At 44.9% G+C, this 18,795-nt stretch carries 18 protein-coding genes; 10 read left to right on the forward strand and 8 right to left on the reverse strand.

Features of this window, described 5'->3' with window-relative positions; all coding sequences use genetic code 11:
* Positions 1 to 5: 5 nt before the first annotated feature.
* Positions 6 to 770, forward strand: a complete 765-nt coding sequence (locus CH376_RS01540; protein WP_100783864.1) for a 16S rRNA (uracil(1498)-N(3))-methyltransferase — start codon at positions 6 to 8, stop codon at positions 768 to 770.
* Here the strand turns inward: CH376_RS01540 and impL63 are convergent.
* On the reverse strand, positions 767 to 2,419 hold the full coding sequence (impL63, locus tag CH376_RS01545; protein ID WP_100783865.1) for a cytoplasmic membrane protein ImpL63: 1,653 nt from the start codon (positions 2,417 to 2,419) through the stop codon (positions 767 to 769). The genes CH376_RS01540 and impL63 overlap by 4 nt on opposite strands.
* Positions 2,420 to 2,720: 301 nt before the next feature.
* Between impL63 and CH376_RS01550 the strand changes: the two genes are divergently transcribed.
* The 3 genes from CH376_RS01550 (at position 2,721) to metW (ending at position 5,863) form a co-directional block, all read left to right on the forward strand.
* Complete coding sequence (locus CH376_RS01550; protein WP_100783866.1) at positions 2,721 to 4,025, forward strand: O-acetylhomoserine aminocarboxypropyltransferase/cysteine synthase family protein; 1,305 nt, start codon at positions 2,721 to 2,723, stop codon at positions 4,023 to 4,025.
* A gap of 112 nt (positions 4,026 to 4,137) precedes the next feature.
* Positions 4,138 to 5,238: a homoserine O-acetyltransferase MetX gene (gene metX / locus CH376_RS01555; RefSeq protein WP_100783867.1), complete on the forward strand. Its 1,101-nt coding sequence runs from the start codon at positions 4,138 to 4,140 to the stop codon at positions 5,236 to 5,238.
* A gap of 7 nt (positions 5,239 to 5,245) precedes the next feature.
* Entirely contained in the window at positions 5,246 to 5,863 is a 618-nt protein-coding gene (gene metW, locus CH376_RS01560) for a methionine biosynthesis protein MetW (RefSeq protein ID WP_100783868.1), read from the forward strand.
* Here the strand turns inward: metW and CH376_RS01565 are convergent.
* Positions 5,860 to 6,915 (reverse strand): D-alanine--D-alanine ligase, encoded by a 1,056-nt coding sequence (locus CH376_RS01565; protein WP_100783869.1) that lies wholly within the window; start codon positions 6,913 to 6,915, stop codon positions 5,860 to 5,862. The two genes, metW and CH376_RS01565, sit on opposite strands and share 4 nt — an antisense overlap.
* Between CH376_RS01565 and CH376_RS01570 the strand changes: the two genes are divergently transcribed.
* Genes CH376_RS01570 through CH376_RS01590 form a run of 5 tightly spaced genes read left to right on the forward strand, consistent with a single transcriptional unit; the run spans position 6,871 to position 11,589 of the window.
* Positions 6,871 to 8,355, forward strand: a complete 1,485-nt coding sequence (locus tag CH376_RS01570; RefSeq protein WP_165781670.1) for a hypothetical protein — start codon at positions 6,871 to 6,873, stop codon at positions 8,353 to 8,355. The two genes, CH376_RS01565 and CH376_RS01570, sit on opposite strands and share 45 nt — an antisense overlap.
* Positions 8,352 to 9,131 (forward strand): MlaE family ABC transporter permease, encoded by a 780-nt coding sequence (locus tag CH376_RS01575; protein ID WP_100783870.1) that lies wholly within the window; start codon positions 8,352 to 8,354, stop codon positions 9,129 to 9,131. The genes CH376_RS01570 and CH376_RS01575 overlap by 4 nt, the downstream gene beginning before the upstream one ends.
* 4 nt (positions 9,132 to 9,135) lie before the next feature.
* Positions 9,136 to 9,900: an ABC transporter ATP-binding protein gene (locus CH376_RS01580; RefSeq protein ID WP_100783871.1), complete on the forward strand. Its 765-nt coding sequence runs from the start codon at positions 9,136 to 9,138 to the stop codon at positions 9,898 to 9,900.
* A 33-nt stretch (positions 9,901 to 9,933) separates the two neighbouring features.
* Positions 9,934 to 10,683, forward strand: coding sequence for a mammalian cell entry protein Mce (gene mce, locus CH376_RS01585; RefSeq protein WP_100783872.1), 750 nt, complete (start codon positions 9,934 to 9,936; stop codon positions 10,681 to 10,683).
* Between the two features lie 30 nt (positions 10,684 to 10,713).
* Positions 10,714 to 11,589, forward strand: coding sequence for an NAD(P)-dependent oxidoreductase (locus CH376_RS01590; protein ID WP_100784075.1), 876 nt, complete (start codon positions 10,714 to 10,716; stop codon positions 11,587 to 11,589).
* Here the strand turns inward: CH376_RS01590 and CH376_RS01595 are convergent.
* From CH376_RS01595 to CH376_RS01625, 6 genes are all read right to left on the reverse strand, one after another.
* Positions 11,561 to 12,106 carry a GDYXXLXY domain-containing protein gene (locus CH376_RS01595; protein WP_100783873.1) on the reverse strand — a complete coding sequence of 182 codons (546 nt, stop codon included), beginning with the start codon at positions 12,104 to 12,106 and terminating at the stop codon, positions 11,561 to 11,563. The two genes, CH376_RS01590 and CH376_RS01595, sit on opposite strands and share 29 nt — an antisense overlap.
* Positions 12,103 to 13,275, reverse strand: coding sequence for a DUF2157 domain-containing protein (locus CH376_RS01600; protein WP_100783874.1), 1,173 nt, complete (start codon positions 13,273 to 13,275; stop codon positions 12,103 to 12,105). Before CH376_RS01600 ends, CH376_RS01595 begins: the two co-directional genes overlap by 4 nt.
* A 191-nt stretch (positions 13,276 to 13,466) precedes the next feature.
* Positions 13,467 to 14,318: a M48 family metalloprotease gene (locus CH376_RS01610; RefSeq protein WP_100783876.1), complete on the reverse strand. Its 852-nt coding sequence runs from the start codon at positions 14,316 to 14,318 to the stop codon at positions 13,467 to 13,469.
* Positions 14,319 to 14,363: 45 nt separating this feature from the next.
* Positions 14,364 to 15,215, reverse strand: a complete 852-nt coding sequence (locus CH376_RS01615) for a DUF2797 domain-containing protein (RefSeq protein WP_100783877.1) — start codon at positions 15,213 to 15,215, stop codon at positions 14,364 to 14,366.
* Positions 15,212 to 15,835, reverse strand: a complete 624-nt coding sequence (locus tag CH376_RS01620; protein WP_100783878.1) for an LIC_11883 family protein — start codon at positions 15,833 to 15,835, stop codon at positions 15,212 to 15,214. Before CH376_RS01620 ends, CH376_RS01615 begins: the two co-directional genes overlap by 4 nt.
* Positions 15,804 to 17,069, reverse strand: coding sequence for an exo-beta-N-acetylmuramidase NamZ family protein (locus CH376_RS01625; protein WP_100783879.1), 1,266 nt, complete (start codon positions 17,067 to 17,069; stop codon positions 15,804 to 15,806). The genes CH376_RS01620 and CH376_RS01625 overlap by 32 nt, the downstream gene beginning before the upstream one ends.
* Before the next feature lie 65 nt (positions 17,070 to 17,134).
* On the opposite strand from CH376_RS01625, the gene CH376_RS01630 reads away from it, so the two are divergent.
* Positions 17,135 to 18,373 carry a lipoprotein LipL46 gene (locus CH376_RS01630; protein WP_100783880.1) on the forward strand — a complete coding sequence of 413 codons (1,239 nt, stop codon included), beginning with the start codon at positions 17,135 to 17,137 and terminating at the stop codon, positions 18,371 to 18,373.
* Positions 18,374 to 18,795: the final 422 nt, after the last annotated feature.

Consider the following 18,795-nt stretch of genomic DNA (forward strand, 5'->3'; position numbering starts at 1 on the left):
CATCAGTGAATCTGCTCATTTGCAAAGAAGAATGGAGAATCGCGAACTCTAACCGTTTCCGTATCACCGACCCGATCAAAATAAAACACATATCGGAAATTCTCAAAAAGCGGATCGGCGATCGAATCAAGGCCGGAATCGTAAATCAAAGCCTCGGACAATGGCTGATCGAAGAATCCAACTCGCACGAAATCGTAGGAACTTACAAACCTATCTTAAAGCCGAAACGCCGTTTTCCGGAAGTGCGAATTCTGCTCGCAGTGAATCGTCCTCCCACGGTTCGAAAAATTTTAGAACTCTCAGGAACCTGGGGAGTCTCAGAGATTCGTTTTTTTCTTTCTAAAAATTCCAGAAAGGATTATCTCACCTCCCCCGTTTGGAAATCGGAGGAAATGGAGAAAGAGCTTTGGGAAGGAATGGAACAAGGAACGAACATTTTTCTTCCCAAGGTTCATTTGGATTTTCAGAATCGCCCGGAAACGATCCTTTTGGAAACGGAAAAAAACGGGAACTTTCCCTTTCGATTTCTACTCGATCGAAAGGGAAAATCGATCGTTCGGATTTTCGAAAATCGGAAAAACAAAAATTTTGAATATTCCAATTTTGGAATTTTGGCGGCGATCGGACCGGAAAGCGGCTTCGTAAAAAAGGAAGTCGAACTCTTCCAGAAATACGGATTTGAAAACGTCACGGTTTCCAGTCGAGTGCTCCGAACGGAAACGGCGGTAGCCTTTTTATTGTCGCGTTTGGAAGAGGTTTCCCTTTTTTAAAAAGTCAGATTGCTCGAAAACAACACCTTCTGTTCGTCCTGAGCTACATACTGATTCGAAGAAGTATCATAAACCCATTTTCTTACGTTTTGAAGACGAACCGCTGCAAATCCGAGATTGATCGCGAGTTCAAGAGCTCCTTGAGAACGATCGTCCAACTTAAAGGCTTCCTTATTTTCGTCGAAGCCCTTCTTCATATAATAGCCGTTCAAAAGAACCAGACTTCCGATCGGAAGATAAACTCCCACGAACACCCTTGAGTTATTCGGTCCGGAATAGTTCTCGTAGTTTCCTTCCAACGCGATCTTATAAAAATTAAATAGGACTGTCGTATAATATCCTTTTACCTTCGGTCCGTCCGGATCCTTTAGTTTCGCGGCTTCCAGTTTTGTCTGAGGAATGTTGCTCTGTAGATTGCTCTGATATCTTTCCAATTCGTAAAAACTGTCGAAATACATAGGAATATAATTCGACGTCATGTTTCTATATTCCGGTTTGATCTGCACATAGACGTCTTTCCCGCCCAAACGAAGAACGGCACCGTAGTGAGTTCCATGAGCGCCGTCGATCTGTTTGATTTTATTCACGTCGTAATAAGGCGTGAGCTCTATGTATTTGGCGCTCAGAAGTTTGTATTCGAAGTCGTAACCGGAAATCGTAAGTTTTTCGACGGACTTTACGAGAGGATTGTCGTTGTCGTCCACTCTGAGTTTTCCAGTCGTATCGAATTTCAGTTCGGTAGGAGCTTTGTTGTCGAATGCGGTCGTATAACCGATCGCAAAACGATTTGCGAAATTATCCTGATTGAATAGTTCTTTTAGATTCTGATTCTTCTCCGGTTTTTTATCCGCGGGAATCATTTCTTCTTTTTTTTCCTTCGTCTTTTGGTCTTCGATCAAAGCGCGGTAGGATTCTTTCTCTTCGGCTCCCACTTCTTCATAGACCTTTTTTCTCCCCGCCTCGTCCGCTACGTTTCCCTGCCCGACGGTCAACATCGCGAAGGTTTTGGATCTGCCGGTGATGATGTCGAAAAGTTTGAATCCGGCGGCGATCGGCCGGATATATACGCGTGCGGAACTCACCTCCCGAGTGTAGATCGAGTTTGAAAAAACCTGAACTCCTCCGAAGTCGCTGTTCATATCCGCCTGAAGACCGACGTTGTAGACGTCCAATCTCTGATTGTTGATATAACGGTTTACAATCGTTCCGTGACCGATATAACCGTCGAACATCTTCCCCAAATAAGCGGAATACGTGATTTCTCCGGGAGTATATTTCCCAAACTGACCGAACCAGATATTGTTGATCAAACGAAGGTAATCGCTCTTTTCGTTGTAATCGAAAGAGCGGAGCTTTCCGATCTTGGAATTTTCCTGCTTGGGTTCGACGTCGTAGAGAAGAAAGTTCAGGGGAACCGTTAGAGAGGCTCCAAAATCCCCGCCGAAGTTAAAATTCGCCGTTGGGGCAACATAGAGGTAGTAATCCTTATTGTATCGGTTGATCCCCATATCGTAGGTGAATGGATCCGTCGGGTGCATATACTGCCTTCCTGGCGGGGTCCAGAGCTGCGTTCCCTGTGAGAAGATCCCTGAAACGGTGACTAAGAATAAAAAAAGAAATAAAAAGAAGTATTTCGAGCGTTTGATCATAGTTGGATCAGTTATCCATTGAAAATTCCAAGGGGAACTTCGTTAAATTCTCTCCGTCAAGGTTCCTACACCATTATCGGTTCGTATTGTGCCAGTTTCTGAATCTATAACCGCTGAAATTGCGGAAATTATCCGATGAATTGGCATCAGAGGAAGAATAGAATCAGAACCCGCAGAAAATGCAATGGAAATTTTTTGACAAATCCATTCGTGTAAGCAGATTTTTAGTTTAATATAACAGATTTTTGTTTGACATATTCTATATAGTTTCCAGGATTCAAAAAAAGGAGAACTAGATTCTATGCCTAGAAATTATAAACCAGAAACCATCGCGCTCCACGGGGGCCAATCACCTGATCCAACTACGACTTCCAGAGCCGTTCCCCTCTACCAAACGACTTCTTACGTTTTTAAGGACACAGATCACGCCGCAAGACTTTTCGGCCTGCAAGAATTCGGTAATATTTACACAAGACTGATGAATCCGACCACGGACGTTTTAGAACAACGGGTCGCAGCTTTGGAAGGCGGAGTCGCGGCGCTTGCGACGGCGTCCGGTCAAGCAGCGGAAACTTTAGCCCTTTTGAATATAGTAGAAGCCGGCCAAGAGATCGTCGCATCCGCTTCTCTTTACGGCGGGACCTACAATCTTCTTCATTATACTTTCCCGAAACTGGGAATCAAGGTTCACTTTGTGGATCCTTCCAATCCCGAAAATTTCAGAAAGGCGGTCAACGACAAGACCAGAGCCTTTTACGCGGAAACCCTCGGAAATCCAAAGTTAGATACACTGGATCTGGAAGCCATCGCCAAAGTCGCCCACGAATCCGGGGTTCCTTTTATCGTAGATAATACCCTCCCTTCTCCGTATCTGGTGAACCCGATCGAACACGGAGCCGATATCGTAGTTCACTCTCTTACCAAATTTTTGGGCGGTCATGGAACTTCGATCGGAGGTATCATCATCGATTCCGGTAAGTTCAACTGGGGCAACGGGAAGTTTAAGAATTTTACCGAGCCGGATCCGAGTTATCACGGACTGAAGTTCTGGGACGTCTTCGGAAAATTCGAACCGTTCGGCGGAGTCAATATCGCTTACATCATCAAAGCGAGAGTGCAAGGTTTAAGAGACACCGGCGCGGCCATTTCTCCTTTCAACGCTTGGCAGATCATACAAGGCGTGGAAACCCTTCCGCTTAGACTCCGCAAACATTCCGAAAACGCCTTGGCCGTCGCCGAATATCTGAGCAAACACCCGAAAGTATCTTGGGTCAACTACCCGGGTTTGAAAACCGACAAGAACTACGCTCTTGCGAAAAAATATCACAAGAGAGATCTCTACGGTGCGATCTTGGGATTCGGCGTCAAAGGCGGAGTCTCGGAAGCGAAGAAGTTCATCGACGGTCTGGAATTATTCTCCTTACTCGCAAACGTAGGAGACGCAAAATCGCTCGCGATCCATCCGGCTTCCACGACTCACCAACAGTTGACTCCGGAAGAACAACTTTCAGCGGGTGTGACTCCGGACTTCGTTCGTCTTTCCGTAGGTCTTGAAAACATCGACGATATTCTTTTCGATTTGGAAGAAGCTCTGAAGAAAGTTTGATCCGAAGGGAATCGAACTTTTTTAGCCATGGAAGCCACTTTTCTTTTCGAAGCCGGTCCAAGAAAGTAACTGAAAAGTTATCCGGTGGAAAGGAAAGTGGCTATCAAATTGTATGAATGACTCGGGATCGATCGGAATTGTAGAAACAAAATTTGCGGAGTTCAAAGAACTTCCTTTGAACAACGGATCCGTTTTATCTCCCGTCACGATCGCCTACGAAACATACGGACGACTTTCTCCTTCCAAAGACAACGCTATTCTGATCTGTCACGCCCTCTCGGGAGACGCACACGCCGCGGGCTATAATTCTTCTTCCGATAAAAAACCCGGATGGTGGGACGACTATATCGGGCCGGGAAAGTCTTTCGATACCGATCAATACTTCGTCGTCTGCTCCAACGTCATCGGCGGTTGCAAAGGTTCTTCGGGTCCTCTTTCGATTCATCCGGAATCCGGCACGCCCTACGGCTCCCGTTTTCCTTTCGTTTCGATCCAGGACATGGTGCGCGCTCAGAAACTTTTGGTGGAATCCTTAGGAATCAACAAACTCCTCTGCGTCGCCGGAGGTTCTATGGGTGGTATGCAAGCCTTGGAATGGAGCATCGCTTATCCGGATTCTCTTTTCAATTGCATCGTGATGGCTTCGACTGCGGAACACTCCGCGATGCAGATCGCCTTCAACGAAGTGGGAAGACAGGCTATCGTCTCCGATCCGAATTGGAACAACGGCCTCTACGACGAAAATTCTCCGCGCAAGGGTTTGGCGCTCGCAAGAATGGTAGGACATATCACCTATCTTTCCGATGACAAGATGAGAGAAAAGTTCGGCAGAAACCCGCCTCGCGGAAACATTCTTTCCACAGACTTCGCCGTGGGAAGTTATCTCATCTATCAGGGCGAAAGTTTTGTGGATCGTTTCGACGCGAATTCTTATATCTACGTGACCAAGGCTCTCGACCACTACAGTCTCGGAAAGGGCAAAGAATTGACCGCAGCTCTTGCCCCGGCGACTTGCAGATTTTTAGTCGTCTCTTACAGTTCGGATTGGTTGTATCCGCCGGCTCAATCCAGAGAAATCGTAAAGTCTCTCGAAGCGGCGGACAAAAGGGTTTTTTATTTGGAACTGCAATCCGGAGAAGGACACGATTCGTTTCTTCTCAAAAATACGAAACAAATCGAAATCTTAAAAGGATTTTTAGAAGGTTCGAACTGATCCGATCATGACTCCACTGGAAAAAAAAACATCCGTCGATCTCACTCTCAAAGAAAGACCGGACTTTGCCTACATTCTCAATCTAATTCCTTCCGGTTCGAGAGTTTTGGATCTCGGTTGTGGGAACGGAACGCTCCTCTATCTCCTCAAGGAAAAAGGAATCCGCGGACAAGGAATCGAAAAAGACGAAGACTGCATCGTGGAATGTATCCAACGCGGGGTCTATGTTCATCACGGCGATATCGACGAAGGACTCGAGCATCATCAGGACAAACGTTTTGACTTTGTGATTCTCAACCAGACGATTCAGGAAACGAGAAACCCGGGAGAGATTTTGAAAGAATCCTTACGGATCGGAAAAAAAGTCATCGTCGCGTTTCCTAACTTCGGTCACTGGAACGTTCGCTGGACGATTTTGACGACGGGAAAAACTCCCGTGACGGATCTTCTTCCCTATCGCTGGTTCAACACGCCGAATCTTCACTTTCTTTCAGTCCTGGACTTTATAGAATTCTGCGAGATCCAAAAATTTAAGATCGAAGACCGGGCCTACTTCCGAGATCTAAGCCGTGTGAAATTCAGACCCAACTTCTTTTCCAAACTTGCGCTTTTTGTAATCTCTTAAGAAAGGGAATGTTTCAGACCGATTTCTATGAGATCGGAGAAAACTTCTTCCATCGGAATTTTTGCCGCGGCGGCTTGCTGCGGAATGAGACTCGTCTCCGTCATTCCGGGTAACGTGTTCGTTTCCAAGATATGAGGTTCGCCGTTTGCGATGATAAAATCGGTTCGAGAATAACCTCTGCAACCCAAAGATCTGTGCGCGGAAACCGCGAGTTCCTTTACACGTTTCATCTGATCGTCCGAAATTCTCGCGGGAGTGATTTCTTTAGAACCTCCCGACTTGTATTTGGACTCGAAGTCGAAAAATTCTCCGCCTGGAACGATCTCGGTTGCGGGTAACGCGATCGTTTGTAATTCTCCGTTTCGATAACGTTCCAAAACACCGCACGAAACTTCGGTTCCTGCAAGAAAGGCCTGACTCATCACCTTGGTATCGGTTTGAAACATGGTTGCCAAATGGGTTTCGAGTTGGGAAGAATCGCCGATCTTATGCGTGGAAACGCTGGAGCCTCCTTCGACCGGTTTGAGAAACTGGGGAAACCCGAGACTCGCGAGCTTGGAAACGGCGGCGGCAGGAGAAGTTTCGTATTCCGATTTGCGAATCTCAAAAAACGGAGCGACTTTCTGTCCTCCGTGCAGGAAAATCTGATTCGCCCGGGTCTTATCCATAGCGATCGCCGAGGCGGTCACACCCGACCCGGTATATGGAATTCCTAATACGCTCAAGAACCCCTGAATCGAACCGTCCTCGCCCTTTCCGCCGTGAAGTCCTAAAAAGACGATCTCCGCGTCGAGGCTCGGAAGAATCGGAGATTTTTTTACGCCGTTCCTTTTTTCAAATTCTTCCAAAAAAGAATCCGGAGAATTGACTGACTCAAATGGAATCTCCATCCGATAATCTAAAGGAACGACCCAACCTCCGTCCTTGGTTAAGAGAATGGGTTTGACCGAATGTCCCATCGTATGCAGAGTCTTACAAATAAAACATCCGGTTCGAATCGAGATACTGTGTTCCGTAGAACTGCCACCAAAAAAGACTGCGATCTTAGCCAAAAAAATTTCTCCAAAAAAAATGGGTTCGGTTCGAACTTCGGGAAGAAGTTTAGAATCTTTTGCATCCTAATTCTTCTCTTCTCCTCTGAAAACATCTTTTCGGAATATCCTTCCAAGCCGATCGGAGAATTCAAATCGGAGTATGATCAGTTTTGGTTTTTGTATCAGAAGGAAATCAGAGCGGGAGAATCCGAAATCATCTTCCGTCCTTTTTATTCGAGTTACAAAGAGGAAAAGTCCGCGTATCGTTTTCAGACCGTCCTTTATCCTGTCTATTACAGCGAAGAAACCAAATATTGGAAAGTCTGGACCTTTCTCTTTTTTATCACGGGAACTTCTCAGTTGCACGAGGACACGGGAGAAGATTCGGACGTCTTAAGTCCGCTTTTATTTTGGGGATCGGGCGATACTGCGAGAGAAAAGTATTTCGGCTTCTTCCCGTTCTTAGGAAGAATGCGAAACAAGGTTTCCTATTCCGAACTCAGTTTCGCGCTTTTCCCGCTCTACTCCAATTGGAAATACAAAGACTACGAAGCGACCGGAATCTTATGGCCGATCTTTCTTTACGGTTCTTCGGAAACGAGAGAAGAATTCAGAATTTTTCCTCTCTTCTCCAAAAAGATCCACCGCGGCAAATACGAACGTTATTCCTTTCTCTGGCCTTTCTTTCAGTGGGGAACAACCTATCAGGACAAAAAAGAACCGGTGCGTTATGCGATCTTCTTTCCGTTTTTCGGATTCAAGGACTCGGAAGCAGGCAACATGAAATCGCGCGGGTTTTTCATTCTTCCGCTTTTGGGATCGTTTATCGGATACGGATACGACAATCGAACGGGTGAAAAGGATTTCAACGCGCTATTCTTTTTTATCCAATACGGAAGCAACCAGGACGAGGATTATAAAAAGCTAATACTTTTTCCCTTTTACGGGAACTACCGCTTCGCTTCCAAAGAAACTACTTTCGTAAGTCCGTTCTACTTTCACCTTCAATCCGACACGTATCATATCCAATCGGACGACACGTTTTTGATTCCGTTTTTTTTCAATTCGAGAAGACGTTATGTTCAGTGGGATCGGGACGAACGTTATCTCAAAGTCTGGCCTTTTTTTAAATACCAAAAAGACAGAGAGGGAAACGTAGCCTGGAATCTGTTATCCCTTTTTCCGATCAAGTCCGAAGTCGTGGATCGGATCTGGGATCCGCTTTGGTCCCTCGTGGAATATCAAAAACTTTCCAACGGAGAAAAAAGATTCTCGGTTTTGATGCGGGCCTATTCTCAGAGATGGACTGAAACCGAATTTCACGCTAGTATTCCGTTCGTATTGGAACTTTCGCTGACGCCCGAAAAAACGTCCTGGAAATTCCTTTACGGTCTCATCGGTTATGAAAGAATCGAATCGAATCGGAATCTACAACTGCTCTGGTTTATCAAAATATGATCGAAAAATTAAAATCCAGATCCACCGAATTCTTTTACGCGAGCGGGTTTACCATTCTCCTTGTATATGAGAGTATTCTAAACCTTCCCTACAGCTTTTTCAAAAGAAAGGAAATCCTGGATCAGATGTATATCACAGGAGTCGGAAGCATCTCAGTCGTATCGATCGTCGCCGTTTTTACTGGAATGATCATGTCGCTTAACACCGGACTCGGATTAAAAGACTTCGGAGCGGAAGGACAAATCGGTCTTTTGATGACGATCACTTTGACTAGGGAGATGTCTCCCTTTATGACCGCTTTGATTCTTTCCGCGTCGATCGGATCCGCAATGGCCGCCGAGATCGGAACGATGAAAGTCTCCGAAGAAATCGACGCGTTGGAAGTGATGTCCATCGATCCGGTGCGTTATTTGATCTTTCCGAGAATCCTCGGTTTTTCCGTAATGGTACCGGTCCTTTGTATTTATTCCACGATACTGGGAATTATCGGAGGCGCGATCGTCGGATATTTCCAACTCGGAATCGATTACTTCACTTATTTTAGGGACGTCTTTGATCGAATCGCGTCCATCCCTGGACTCAAGGATTTGTATGTGGGAATTCTCAAAGGATTTATCTTCGGAGTCATCGTCTCTTCGATTTCCTGTTCCCACGGACTTAGAACGTCGGGAGGCGCGATCGGGGTCGGACGCGCGACCAGGGAATCCGTAGTAACTTCCTTTTTGATGGTGATCTTTACGGGTTATATGATCACGGCGCTTCTTTATAGAGAGTAGAAAAATGGAACCCCTCGCAATCGAACTCAAAAACATTCACAAAAGTTTTGGAAGCAGGAAGATTCTTTCCGGCTTGGATCTCCAGGTAAAAAAGGGAGAGACCCTTGTGATCGTGGGCCCATCCGGAACCGGAAAGTCGGTTACGCTCAAACATATCACAGGACTTCTCGAACCCGACGCCGGAGAATGTTATATCTTCGGAGAAAGTATTTCCAGAGTGAACACGAAGACCAAGGAAAAACTTCGCGCGAGAATGGGAGTTCTGTTTCAGTCGGGAGCATTGATCAACTGGCTGACGGTCTTCGACAACGTCGCCCTTCCTTTGAGAGAACACAAACTCGCTTCCGAAGATAAAATTCGAGAAATCGTAATGGAAAAATTAAAATTAGTGGATATGGTGATCGCAAAGGATAATTTTCCGAACGATATTTCCGGGGGAATGAAAAAAAGAGCCGGAATCGCAAGAGCGATCACTACAAACCCGGAGATCATACTCTACGACGAACCGACCTCCGGTTTGGACCCGGTGATGTCTAACGTGATCAACGAGTTGGTTCTGAAAATTCAAAAAGAAACGGGAGCCGCACAAGTTGTGGTAACTCACGATATGTCCAGCGCTTACATGATCGCGGATAGAATCAGCTTCGTTTACAAGGGCAAGATCGTATTTACTGGAACGGCCCAAGAGATCCAAAACTCCGAGAACGAGCTGATACAACAATTCATTCACGGAAAAACCAAGGGTCCCATGATCCTGGAAACAAAATAGAAACAAACGAGAGATCTATTAGGAGAAACGAATATGAGTTCACTGCGTTATTTACTCGTCGGAATCATTTTTACCGCGGCCGTCGGAGTCGTAGGTTATTTTACGATCATCACCGAAGGCGGCCCCGTCAAAAAGCGCGGAGAATTTATGAAGATCACTTTTCGAAACGCCGAAGGAATCAAAGTCGGAAACAAAGTCACCGTACAAGGAGTTCCCTTCGGCTATGTTTCCTCGATCCGACTCATACAAATCGACGAGAACGGATTAGAAGTGCAAAGCGGGGATCTGGGAATCGGAACCAGAGTGGAAGTCACCCTCCTCCTGAAGGAAAAGATCAGACTTTACGACAACTACGATATCATCATCAAAAACGAAAGTCTTTTGACCGGTCGAGTCATATCGATCGATCCGGGAACGACCGATCCGGAATCGCAAAAACTGAAAACGAGATCGACTCCTGTTACGATGATCGACTATAAAACGGCCGGGGCTCTGAAAGGACGGGTACTTCAGGATCCGCTCGTGAGCTTGTCCGAACTTATCTCCGAGAACCGAGGCGATATCCGAAAAACGTTCTCCAATATAGCCGATATCACCACAAAAATCAACACCGGAGACGGAAGTTTGGGGAGATTGATCAACAACGACGACGTTCACAAAAACGTAAACACGGTTCTGACGGACGCCCAAATCGTTCTGCGCGAACTAAGAGAAGGACTTGAAGACACAAGAGAACAAGCGCCCGTAACGAGCTTCATCAGAGCCGCTTTAAGCGCTTTCTAATATTTTAATTTAATTTTATTCTATATTATGATAAACCAATATACCATTTCAATCATAGGAACAGGGATTATGGGCCGGGGAATCGCCTCGAATCTTTTAAACGCAGGCCACAAGGTCCGGCTTTACGCAAGAAACGCCGAAAAGATCCGTGATCTCGAAGGAGAAAATTCCAAAGTTTTTAAAAGACCGACTGAAGCGGCGGCGGAAAGCGATCTCGTAGTTCTTTGCCTGACCGAGGACGAAGTCGTCGAAAAAGAGGTTTTACGATCTCGTTTATTGGAAACGAATCCGAAGGTCATCCTGGATTGCGGAACAACTTCCCTTCCTCTCACGTTTCGTTTGGCGAAAGAATGCGCGCTGAATAACGTTCGATTTTACGATTCACCTATGACCGGATCGAAAAACGCCGCAAGAGACGGGCAGATTCTTTTTATGATCGGAGCTCAGAAGGAAGAAGTCGTAGACGTTCAATTCTTCCTGGATATCTGCGGAAAAAATACGGTCTATTGCGGTAAGGTCGGAGACGGACAAAAAGCCAAACTCGCCTTGAATCTGATCCAAGCGGGAATTTTCGAAATCTATATGGAAGGGTTTGCGCTCGTTCAAAATTCAGGCGTCGATGCGGAAATACTAAAGGAAATCCTTCTTCAATCCGCGGCAAAATCGGGAATCGCAGAATTCAAGTTTCCATTCGTATTCGGCGGAAACTACGAAACCCATTTTTCGCTCAAGAACATGAGAAAGGACGTCTATCACGCGATGCAACTCGCGGAAGAATCCAAGACAAAACTTTCCCTTTGTCAAAATCTTCCTGAAATTTTTGACAAAGGAATACAAGCGGGATTTGGGGAAGACGATTTCTGTAGCCTCAACGAAGTTACTGCGAAGATCCGTCCTCCCAGATGAGCGCCTCCGTAATCGCCTTTCCCTCTGCGTCCACTCTCAAACGAATGTGAACGTTCTTTTCTTTTCTGAGACGGGCTTCGTACTCTCGCGCTTTTTCGTCATTCACGTAATATCTTTCGTTCCCGATCTTGAATCTGCCGTAGTCGCAGGTTCCGCGCAAATAAACCCGACAGTAATTGCCGTTCTTGAGTAAATCGGGATTACAATCTTCCACAAAGAATCCTTCTCCTTCCAGAATTTTTCCGGAATGAGAATAACATACGCAGTGAGAATTCTTCGAAGTTTCGCTTTTCAAAATCCTTTCCGAATCGATCTGCGAACAAAGAGCTTCCGTCTGGTAGGAAATATTATATCTCAAATAATGTCCCGCGAGCAAATCCCTCGGATCATAACCTTGGATCGGAAGAATCAATTCCTTCCCGGATTTTTTTCCAAACTCAAGATAAAGAATTTCAGAAGCGAAAAATAAAACCGGAATTCCAAAGGAAACGAGCAGCAGATATTTTAGAATTCTCATTCTTCTCCTCCGAGTAAGGTTCTTACCTTACCCTTGTATTTCAAATATCCGACCGTCGAACCGATGATTAAAATTCCGGAAAGAATCAATCCGAAACCCGTGTAAGTCAAGGAGCCGAAGACATCGAAGTAAAAAAATAGAAATCGGATCCCGATGATCGCAATCGAAAGGTCGAAGATTTTTTTGTGAGAACGAAAGGCGGACGCGATTCCCAACCAAAAAAGAAGGAACAGAAAAGCAGGCAGCAGGGAAATCGAATAGTTCCAAACATAAGAAAAAGACGAAACCGCTTTCACGTATTGAAACGGAAATGGAAAGTAAAGAAGGAACAAAAAGACAGCACTCAAACCCAGTGATTTTTTTTGACTCTTCGAAAACTCGGAATTGGAAATCAAAAGATAAGCCGCCGGAAAAAAAGAAAGGAAACGCAAAGAAAGACGGAGCCAGGAGATGTCGGGGTTTAAAAAGATCCAACCTAAATCATCCGGAGATTCGGGCGGACTTTTTTCGATAAATCCGCGAAAAGAACTTCCTGCGATCAAAAACAAAACGGCCCAGAGAAACAAAGATCCCTTTCTCGAATCCAAAGAAAACTTTTCAGAAGCTAACCAAAGAGTGAAGTAACCGACCGCGGAAAAATAAAAATAGTCGGTCCAATAAAGAGTCTCCAAGGAATATTCTTTTTCGAAAATCCATCCCGTGACAAAAATCTGAAACCCGATCAGCCAAAGATGAAGAAACGTTTTCGAATCCGTCGATATCAAAAATAAGAAATTTAGAATACACCAGAGCATCGCAGCTTCGTAGTATTTTCCTTCGAGGTTGTAAACCTGCGAAATCAAACCGATCATTCCTAAAATCAAAATAGAATTGAGAACGATCAGCACGTTTAGAAGATTCGGATTTTCCCGTTTTAAAAACCCGGCCATCGCGATTGAGGCCAATACGAAAAGAGCCGCGCCTAATTTTACAAAATCGGAAATTTCCTCCCAATTTGCGGCGATGATCGCGATGATCCCGATTCCGATCACCACAACTCCTAATATTAGAAAAGAATAATACAAGTAAGGAGTTTTTCGGCTTTCCTCAAAACTGAGAATCGATTCGGATTGTTCCTTGCCGATCAGCCCCGCTTCCACCCATTTTCTTAATTTGTGTTCCAGACGCATAGATGGCAGAATTTTACTGCGGACGGATGGAAATACAAGAAGTTTTCCCTATCAAGAATTTTGAAAATCGGAGGAGAAATGCCAAAGCGACTTGTTTATTAAACCGCATTTTCATTTCGAGAAAAGGGAATCTAAAAATCGAAAACCGATCAGCCGCGGTCTTATCGAACGCAATCGATTCCGCCTAACGTTTACTCCTCTTCGGATCCGAAAGCGCGCTTCATTACGGATTGATAACGAGCCGCGTAGAGATTTTCCGCGGTCGGCTTCGGGTTTCCGATCTTCTCCAGACGTTTTTGATTTTCCGCGATTCGATCTTCGTTCAAAGGGTGTGTGGATAAAAATTTGATCACACGTTTGTCCGGATCCACCCCGCCTTCCTCTTTTTCTTTTTTCTCGATGAGAACAAAGAAGGATTCCAGCGCGCCAGGATAGTATTTCGTGGACTTCAAATATTCGAAACTCATTTCGTCCGCTTCCGCTTCCGCCGAACGGCTGTTAGCGAGGGTAAGAATTTCTCCGCCCACTCTCGATCCAAGATTGATGAGATTGGCCGCTTCCGAACCCAAAAAGATCGTAAGACCGATGTAGATCGTAAAATAAATTCCTAAAGAACTGATGATCTGTTTTACGGAATGCCTCTTTTCCGCGTGCGCGATCTCGTGTGCAAGAATGGCTGCGAGCGTAGCCTCGTCCTGGATCAATTTCAAAAGACCCGTGTAGACGAAGATATATCCTCCCGGAGTACATACGGCGTTGATCGTATCGTCGTCGTCGAGAATGGAGATTTTATAAGGAAATTCTTTTTTGTATTGGATCTTATCGGATTTTAGAATTTTGTCCGCGACGGACTTTACATATTTTTCAAGAACCGCATTCTTGAGGATATGCATTCCCTCTTTTCCTTCCTTAGCGTTTTCTAAAAACGATTTTCCGATCTGGAGATCCAACTCGACCGGAACGACGGATTCTATAATTACGCCGCAACTCCAAAACGAAACAACGGATATCAACAGAGCCAACTTCACCGCGATCTTTTTCATACAAACATTCTTTTTAGGGAGGAAGTAAGAATCATAGCAGAATTTTTATTCCACGCTGAGGGTCGCCTCGTAACCTCCGTAGGCGCGCACATTGATCACTCCGGATTGGAAGAGGAGATACTGCCCCTTGATTCCGGTGAGAACGTCTTCGATGATCGGATTTTTTTCAGGCGAAAGGGAAAGAATCTTTTGCGGAAAATTTAGAACGGGATAGCGAATCCGAGTCGGTTCCGTTTGCGGAGAAATACGATAGTCCAGATCGAGATCCAAGTCCTCTATTTTTTGTAAGAACTCTTTTTTTCTTTCGGAAAGATCGATCTCTTCCGGATCGCCGGCGACCATCTTCTGCCAGGTAGTGCGATCGGATAAGACCTTGGACAATTCTTTTTCTATGATTCCGGCGTCTCTTCTCGAAGTGACTTCCACCAAAGGAATTCCTTGCACGGCGCCTTGATCGACCCAACGGTTTGAGACCGGATTCTCCTTTGTGATTCCGACCTTAATCGCGGAACTGTTCGCCAAATAAACCGTATGCGGACGAAAACAGTGAGAATCGCCCCAATCCGGTTGCCTGCAAGTTCCAAGATGATAGTGGCAGGTGTCCGGCCTTAAAATACAGAGATCGTTTTCCGCGAGGGTTTGAAAGCAGGTAAAACAGTTTCCTTGATTGAAACTTTTTTTCGTGATTCTTCCGCAGGAAACGCAGCGGATTCTTCCCGTAAATTCGAGTTTGTATTTTTTTCCGAGAGAATTTAGAATATTAGAATTTTCTTGTATATGACTTTCCTGTTTTTCAGACGATTCCGAATCATAGGTCGCCCAGTTCCAGATATATCGGACCGGATCGATTCCTTCGTGGTCCATCATTCTCAGAAAACCGGAAGCGATTTGTCTCATGGAAATAACAATTCTCTTCCGGAAAGCGGTCTTAGAATCGGATCCACTTTCACTTCCAGAATCCCGTTCAGCTTAGAACCGGACCAATCAAAAATCAGAATACGATCCTGAAACTCATAATGGCTGATCTGTCCATTGGAAAGATAAAAGGCCCGTAGAGAATCTCCCGGGTTTTCCTCCGAAGAGATCTGCACCACGTTCTTACCGGAAATTGTAGTTCCGGTATAGAGTTGAACATTCTTAAATTCTTTGGAAGCCGGGTTTTGATTTGTCTCCGCATTTAGAGAAGAATCGGAAACCGAGGACGGATGTTGGTGACGAAGCAAACCGCAAAAGAAAGGCCCCGGAAGTTCGGGAACGGATACGAAACAATCCGACTTTTCCCATTGTTGTTCCTGGCTCGCGGGATAAACTCCCCGAAGACTTTGGGCGACTTTCGCATACGTATAATATTTCAGCCTTCCGATCAACTCCTTGAGCTGATATTCCTTCCAAGAATGTCCGTCGGCACCGACAGACACATTCAAAATAAAGAATATAATAAAAACATATATCTTCGGTCTCAGAGAGTTTATCTTTTTTTTCATCTTAGTAGAGATAGTATTTTTTAATTTTCTCATTGTATTCTTTTTCGGTGGAACTCAAAAATTCCGAATACTGTTCGTAAGTTTTTCCGGATTCGATCGCGTTTCGAAAAGAGGAGGTTCCCCAAAGGAAATCTATATTATGAGTTCCATCCGGATAAGATCTCCATTTGAAATCCTTTCCGTATGAATTTTTGACGCCGGTGATCAGCTTATAAGCCATCTTCAGCGGGTCGTATTTCCGATTGACGACGGTTAGGCGAAGTCCTCTGCAGATCTCATTCTTAAAAGGTCCGAAGACTGGTTTGAAAAACACGGTTTGATAATAATAATCTCCGCCGGAATTCTGATTTAATTCTTCCGCCAATTTTTCCGGCTCGGTCATCCAAGGCGCACCGAAATAGACGAAGGGCGCCGTGGTTCCACGTCCTACGGAAACGTTCACTCCTTCCAAGAGAACGAGTCCGAGATAATTGATCGCGGAATCCACCATCGGAAGATTCGGAGAAGGAGTCGTCCAAGGAATTCCCTCCTTGTCCCAGTCGAAGGAACGTTTCGCATTTTTGGGAGATAGAACTTCCAACTGAATTTTTTTAGCAAGATATTCGTTGTTATAAAAATTCGCGGATTCTCCCAACGTAAGTCCGCTGAAAAAGAGAGAAGGAAATTCTCCGGCGAAGTTGAGAAATTTTTTATCGATGATTTCCCCTCTTCCTTTCAGATACAGCGCCGGGTTTACGTGATCGAGAAGAATCAATCTTGTGGAAGCGGGATCGGGAATTCCATCCATGATTCTTTTTAAAACCGTGAGATACGTATAACATCTCATTCCCATGTCCTGCACGTCGAAGAGGATTGCGTCCGCGCCTTTGAGAATCGCGGGGAGCTCTGCGTTTTTGACCCGATAGATATGATAGATGGGAAGATTGAAAAACTCATCGACCGTCACGGGTGATTTACTGAAGTCTTCTTCCAATCCGAGAAATCCGTGTTCCAAACCGATGAGATGTTTGATTTTTACGTCGTGCTTTTTAAATTCTTTAAGAATTTTCTCCGGGCTTCTTCCGATCCCCGAAGGATTTGTGATGAGAATGACATTCTTTCCCGAAAGTCCGGGAAGGATACTGGAGTAGAATTCGTTTTCAGAAGGAACAAGCTTTGAATCGGAAATATGTTTCCGAAAGCCTTTTTCAGCGCAGGCAACCGAAGGAAGGAAGAGAAAAAAAATGACTAAGAGAAAGAATTTTTTCTTTATTTTTGTGTAGAGCATCCGAAAATTCCTATTTTGTTTAAGAAAATCCCCCAAACCTATTCTTCAAGGAGAAAAACGACAAAATGAATCGTTTCCCTACCATCAGGCTTATCGCAGCCCTAGCAGTTATTACGTTCGCAGTCAACTGCGGTTCTTCCGGATCCACACGTGGAAAGAAAAAAGAATTCTACGAAAAAGAAGGTAACAAAGTTACCGTGATCGGAGAAGCTCCTATCTACAACGGCGACAAACAGATCGCAAAACAAAGGGCTTTGAAAGACGCAAAAATAAACGCGGTTAGAAAAGTAATCGGAGAAGAAATCAGCAACAAGAGCAAGGCTTCGGACGGAGAAAGTTTAGGTTCCAGCCTTCTTTCCAAGACGGACGCTTTTGTGAAAAGTTATGATATCGTAGACGAAGCGGAAGGAAAGATCGATACCCAGCCGATGCTGAAACTCACGGTAAGATGCGAAGTGGAAGAATCTAAAATTTCCACCGCTGTCGACAATCTTCTTGCCGATGTTGGAAATCCTAGAGTTGCGGTTTTGGTTCTCGGAAAAGTCGGAGGAGCTCCTGTGTTTCCGGCCGGTCCGAACAATTTCGGAGAAGCCGAAATCATCAAAGCTCTGAAGAAAAACGGGAACAAGATCATCGATCCCGCACTGACAGCGAAAAAAGTAAGCAAGAATCAAGTGGATCCGGAAAAAGTCGAAGGATCTCCTTTGATCAAAATTCTTGCGGAAGCCCTACAAGCGGAAGTTCTGGTTTTGGGAACCGTGGAAACGGAAGACCAACAACCTCTGGACTCCGTAAACGGAAAGTCTCTGGAAAGAACCATCTACAACACCGCTGCGACTGGAACTTACAAAGTAGTTCTTCTTTGGGGTGACGGAAAAATCGTAGATAGCGGAACTGCGGACGGACGCGGCGCTGACATCACTCAAAAAGTTTCCAGAGAAAAAGCGGTCTCCGAGTGGGCGGCCTCCGTTTCTAAAAAAGTAAACACGCAGTTAAAAGAAGAATGGTTTAACCTTACCGAAAATAATCCGATCGTTCTGAAGTTCACCGGACTCAATGCGGACGAGGCGACTAAGTTCAAAGACGACCTTACCGAGTTTACCGCCGCAAAAGAAGTGAACGTAAGAACTTCCGATACAAACGGTTCCGAGTGGGAAGTGATTTATCCCGGAAAAGATTCCCTCTTCCAGGAAGAATTGGTCTACAAAAAAGACAGAGGATTTTCTTTCTTATCCAGCAAGTCGTTAGAAGTGAAATCGGCAACTCGAGGAGTTGTGACTTTAGAATTCAAACCTCTGAAGTAAATTTCAATTTCTCGATCCAGAAGAAAAATACCCGGAAATATTTCCGGGTATTTTTTTGCCCGCCAACAATTCCGCATAACGTATCGTTTTGATAAAACCAAACCTTCAAGTTTTTAAAAGAGAAGGATCGCAAAGAACTTCGAAGATTTGGAAATCTAAGGAGAATCTTGTCGTACTTCCTACAAGATTGTGGGAGAGAAAATTTTCCTTGCTAAGAGCCGATTTTTATGATAGAGAAAGTCTCCCCGATTTTATCCCGCACTCATTGCGAAACATTATTCAAGGAAGATATTTTGTGGGAGCTACTGCAAAATCTAAAGTAATTTTCACCGGGAAAAATACGGAACTCCATATCAAGACTCGTCCTAACGGAATTCTTACCGTAAAAAAGTTCGCGGTCCCCACCCTCATCGGGTGGAGGA

Source organism: Leptospira adleri, from assembly GCF_002811985.1.
GTDB classification, from domain to species: domain Bacteria; phylum Spirochaetota; class Leptospiria; order Leptospirales; family Leptospiraceae; genus Leptospira; species Leptospira adleri.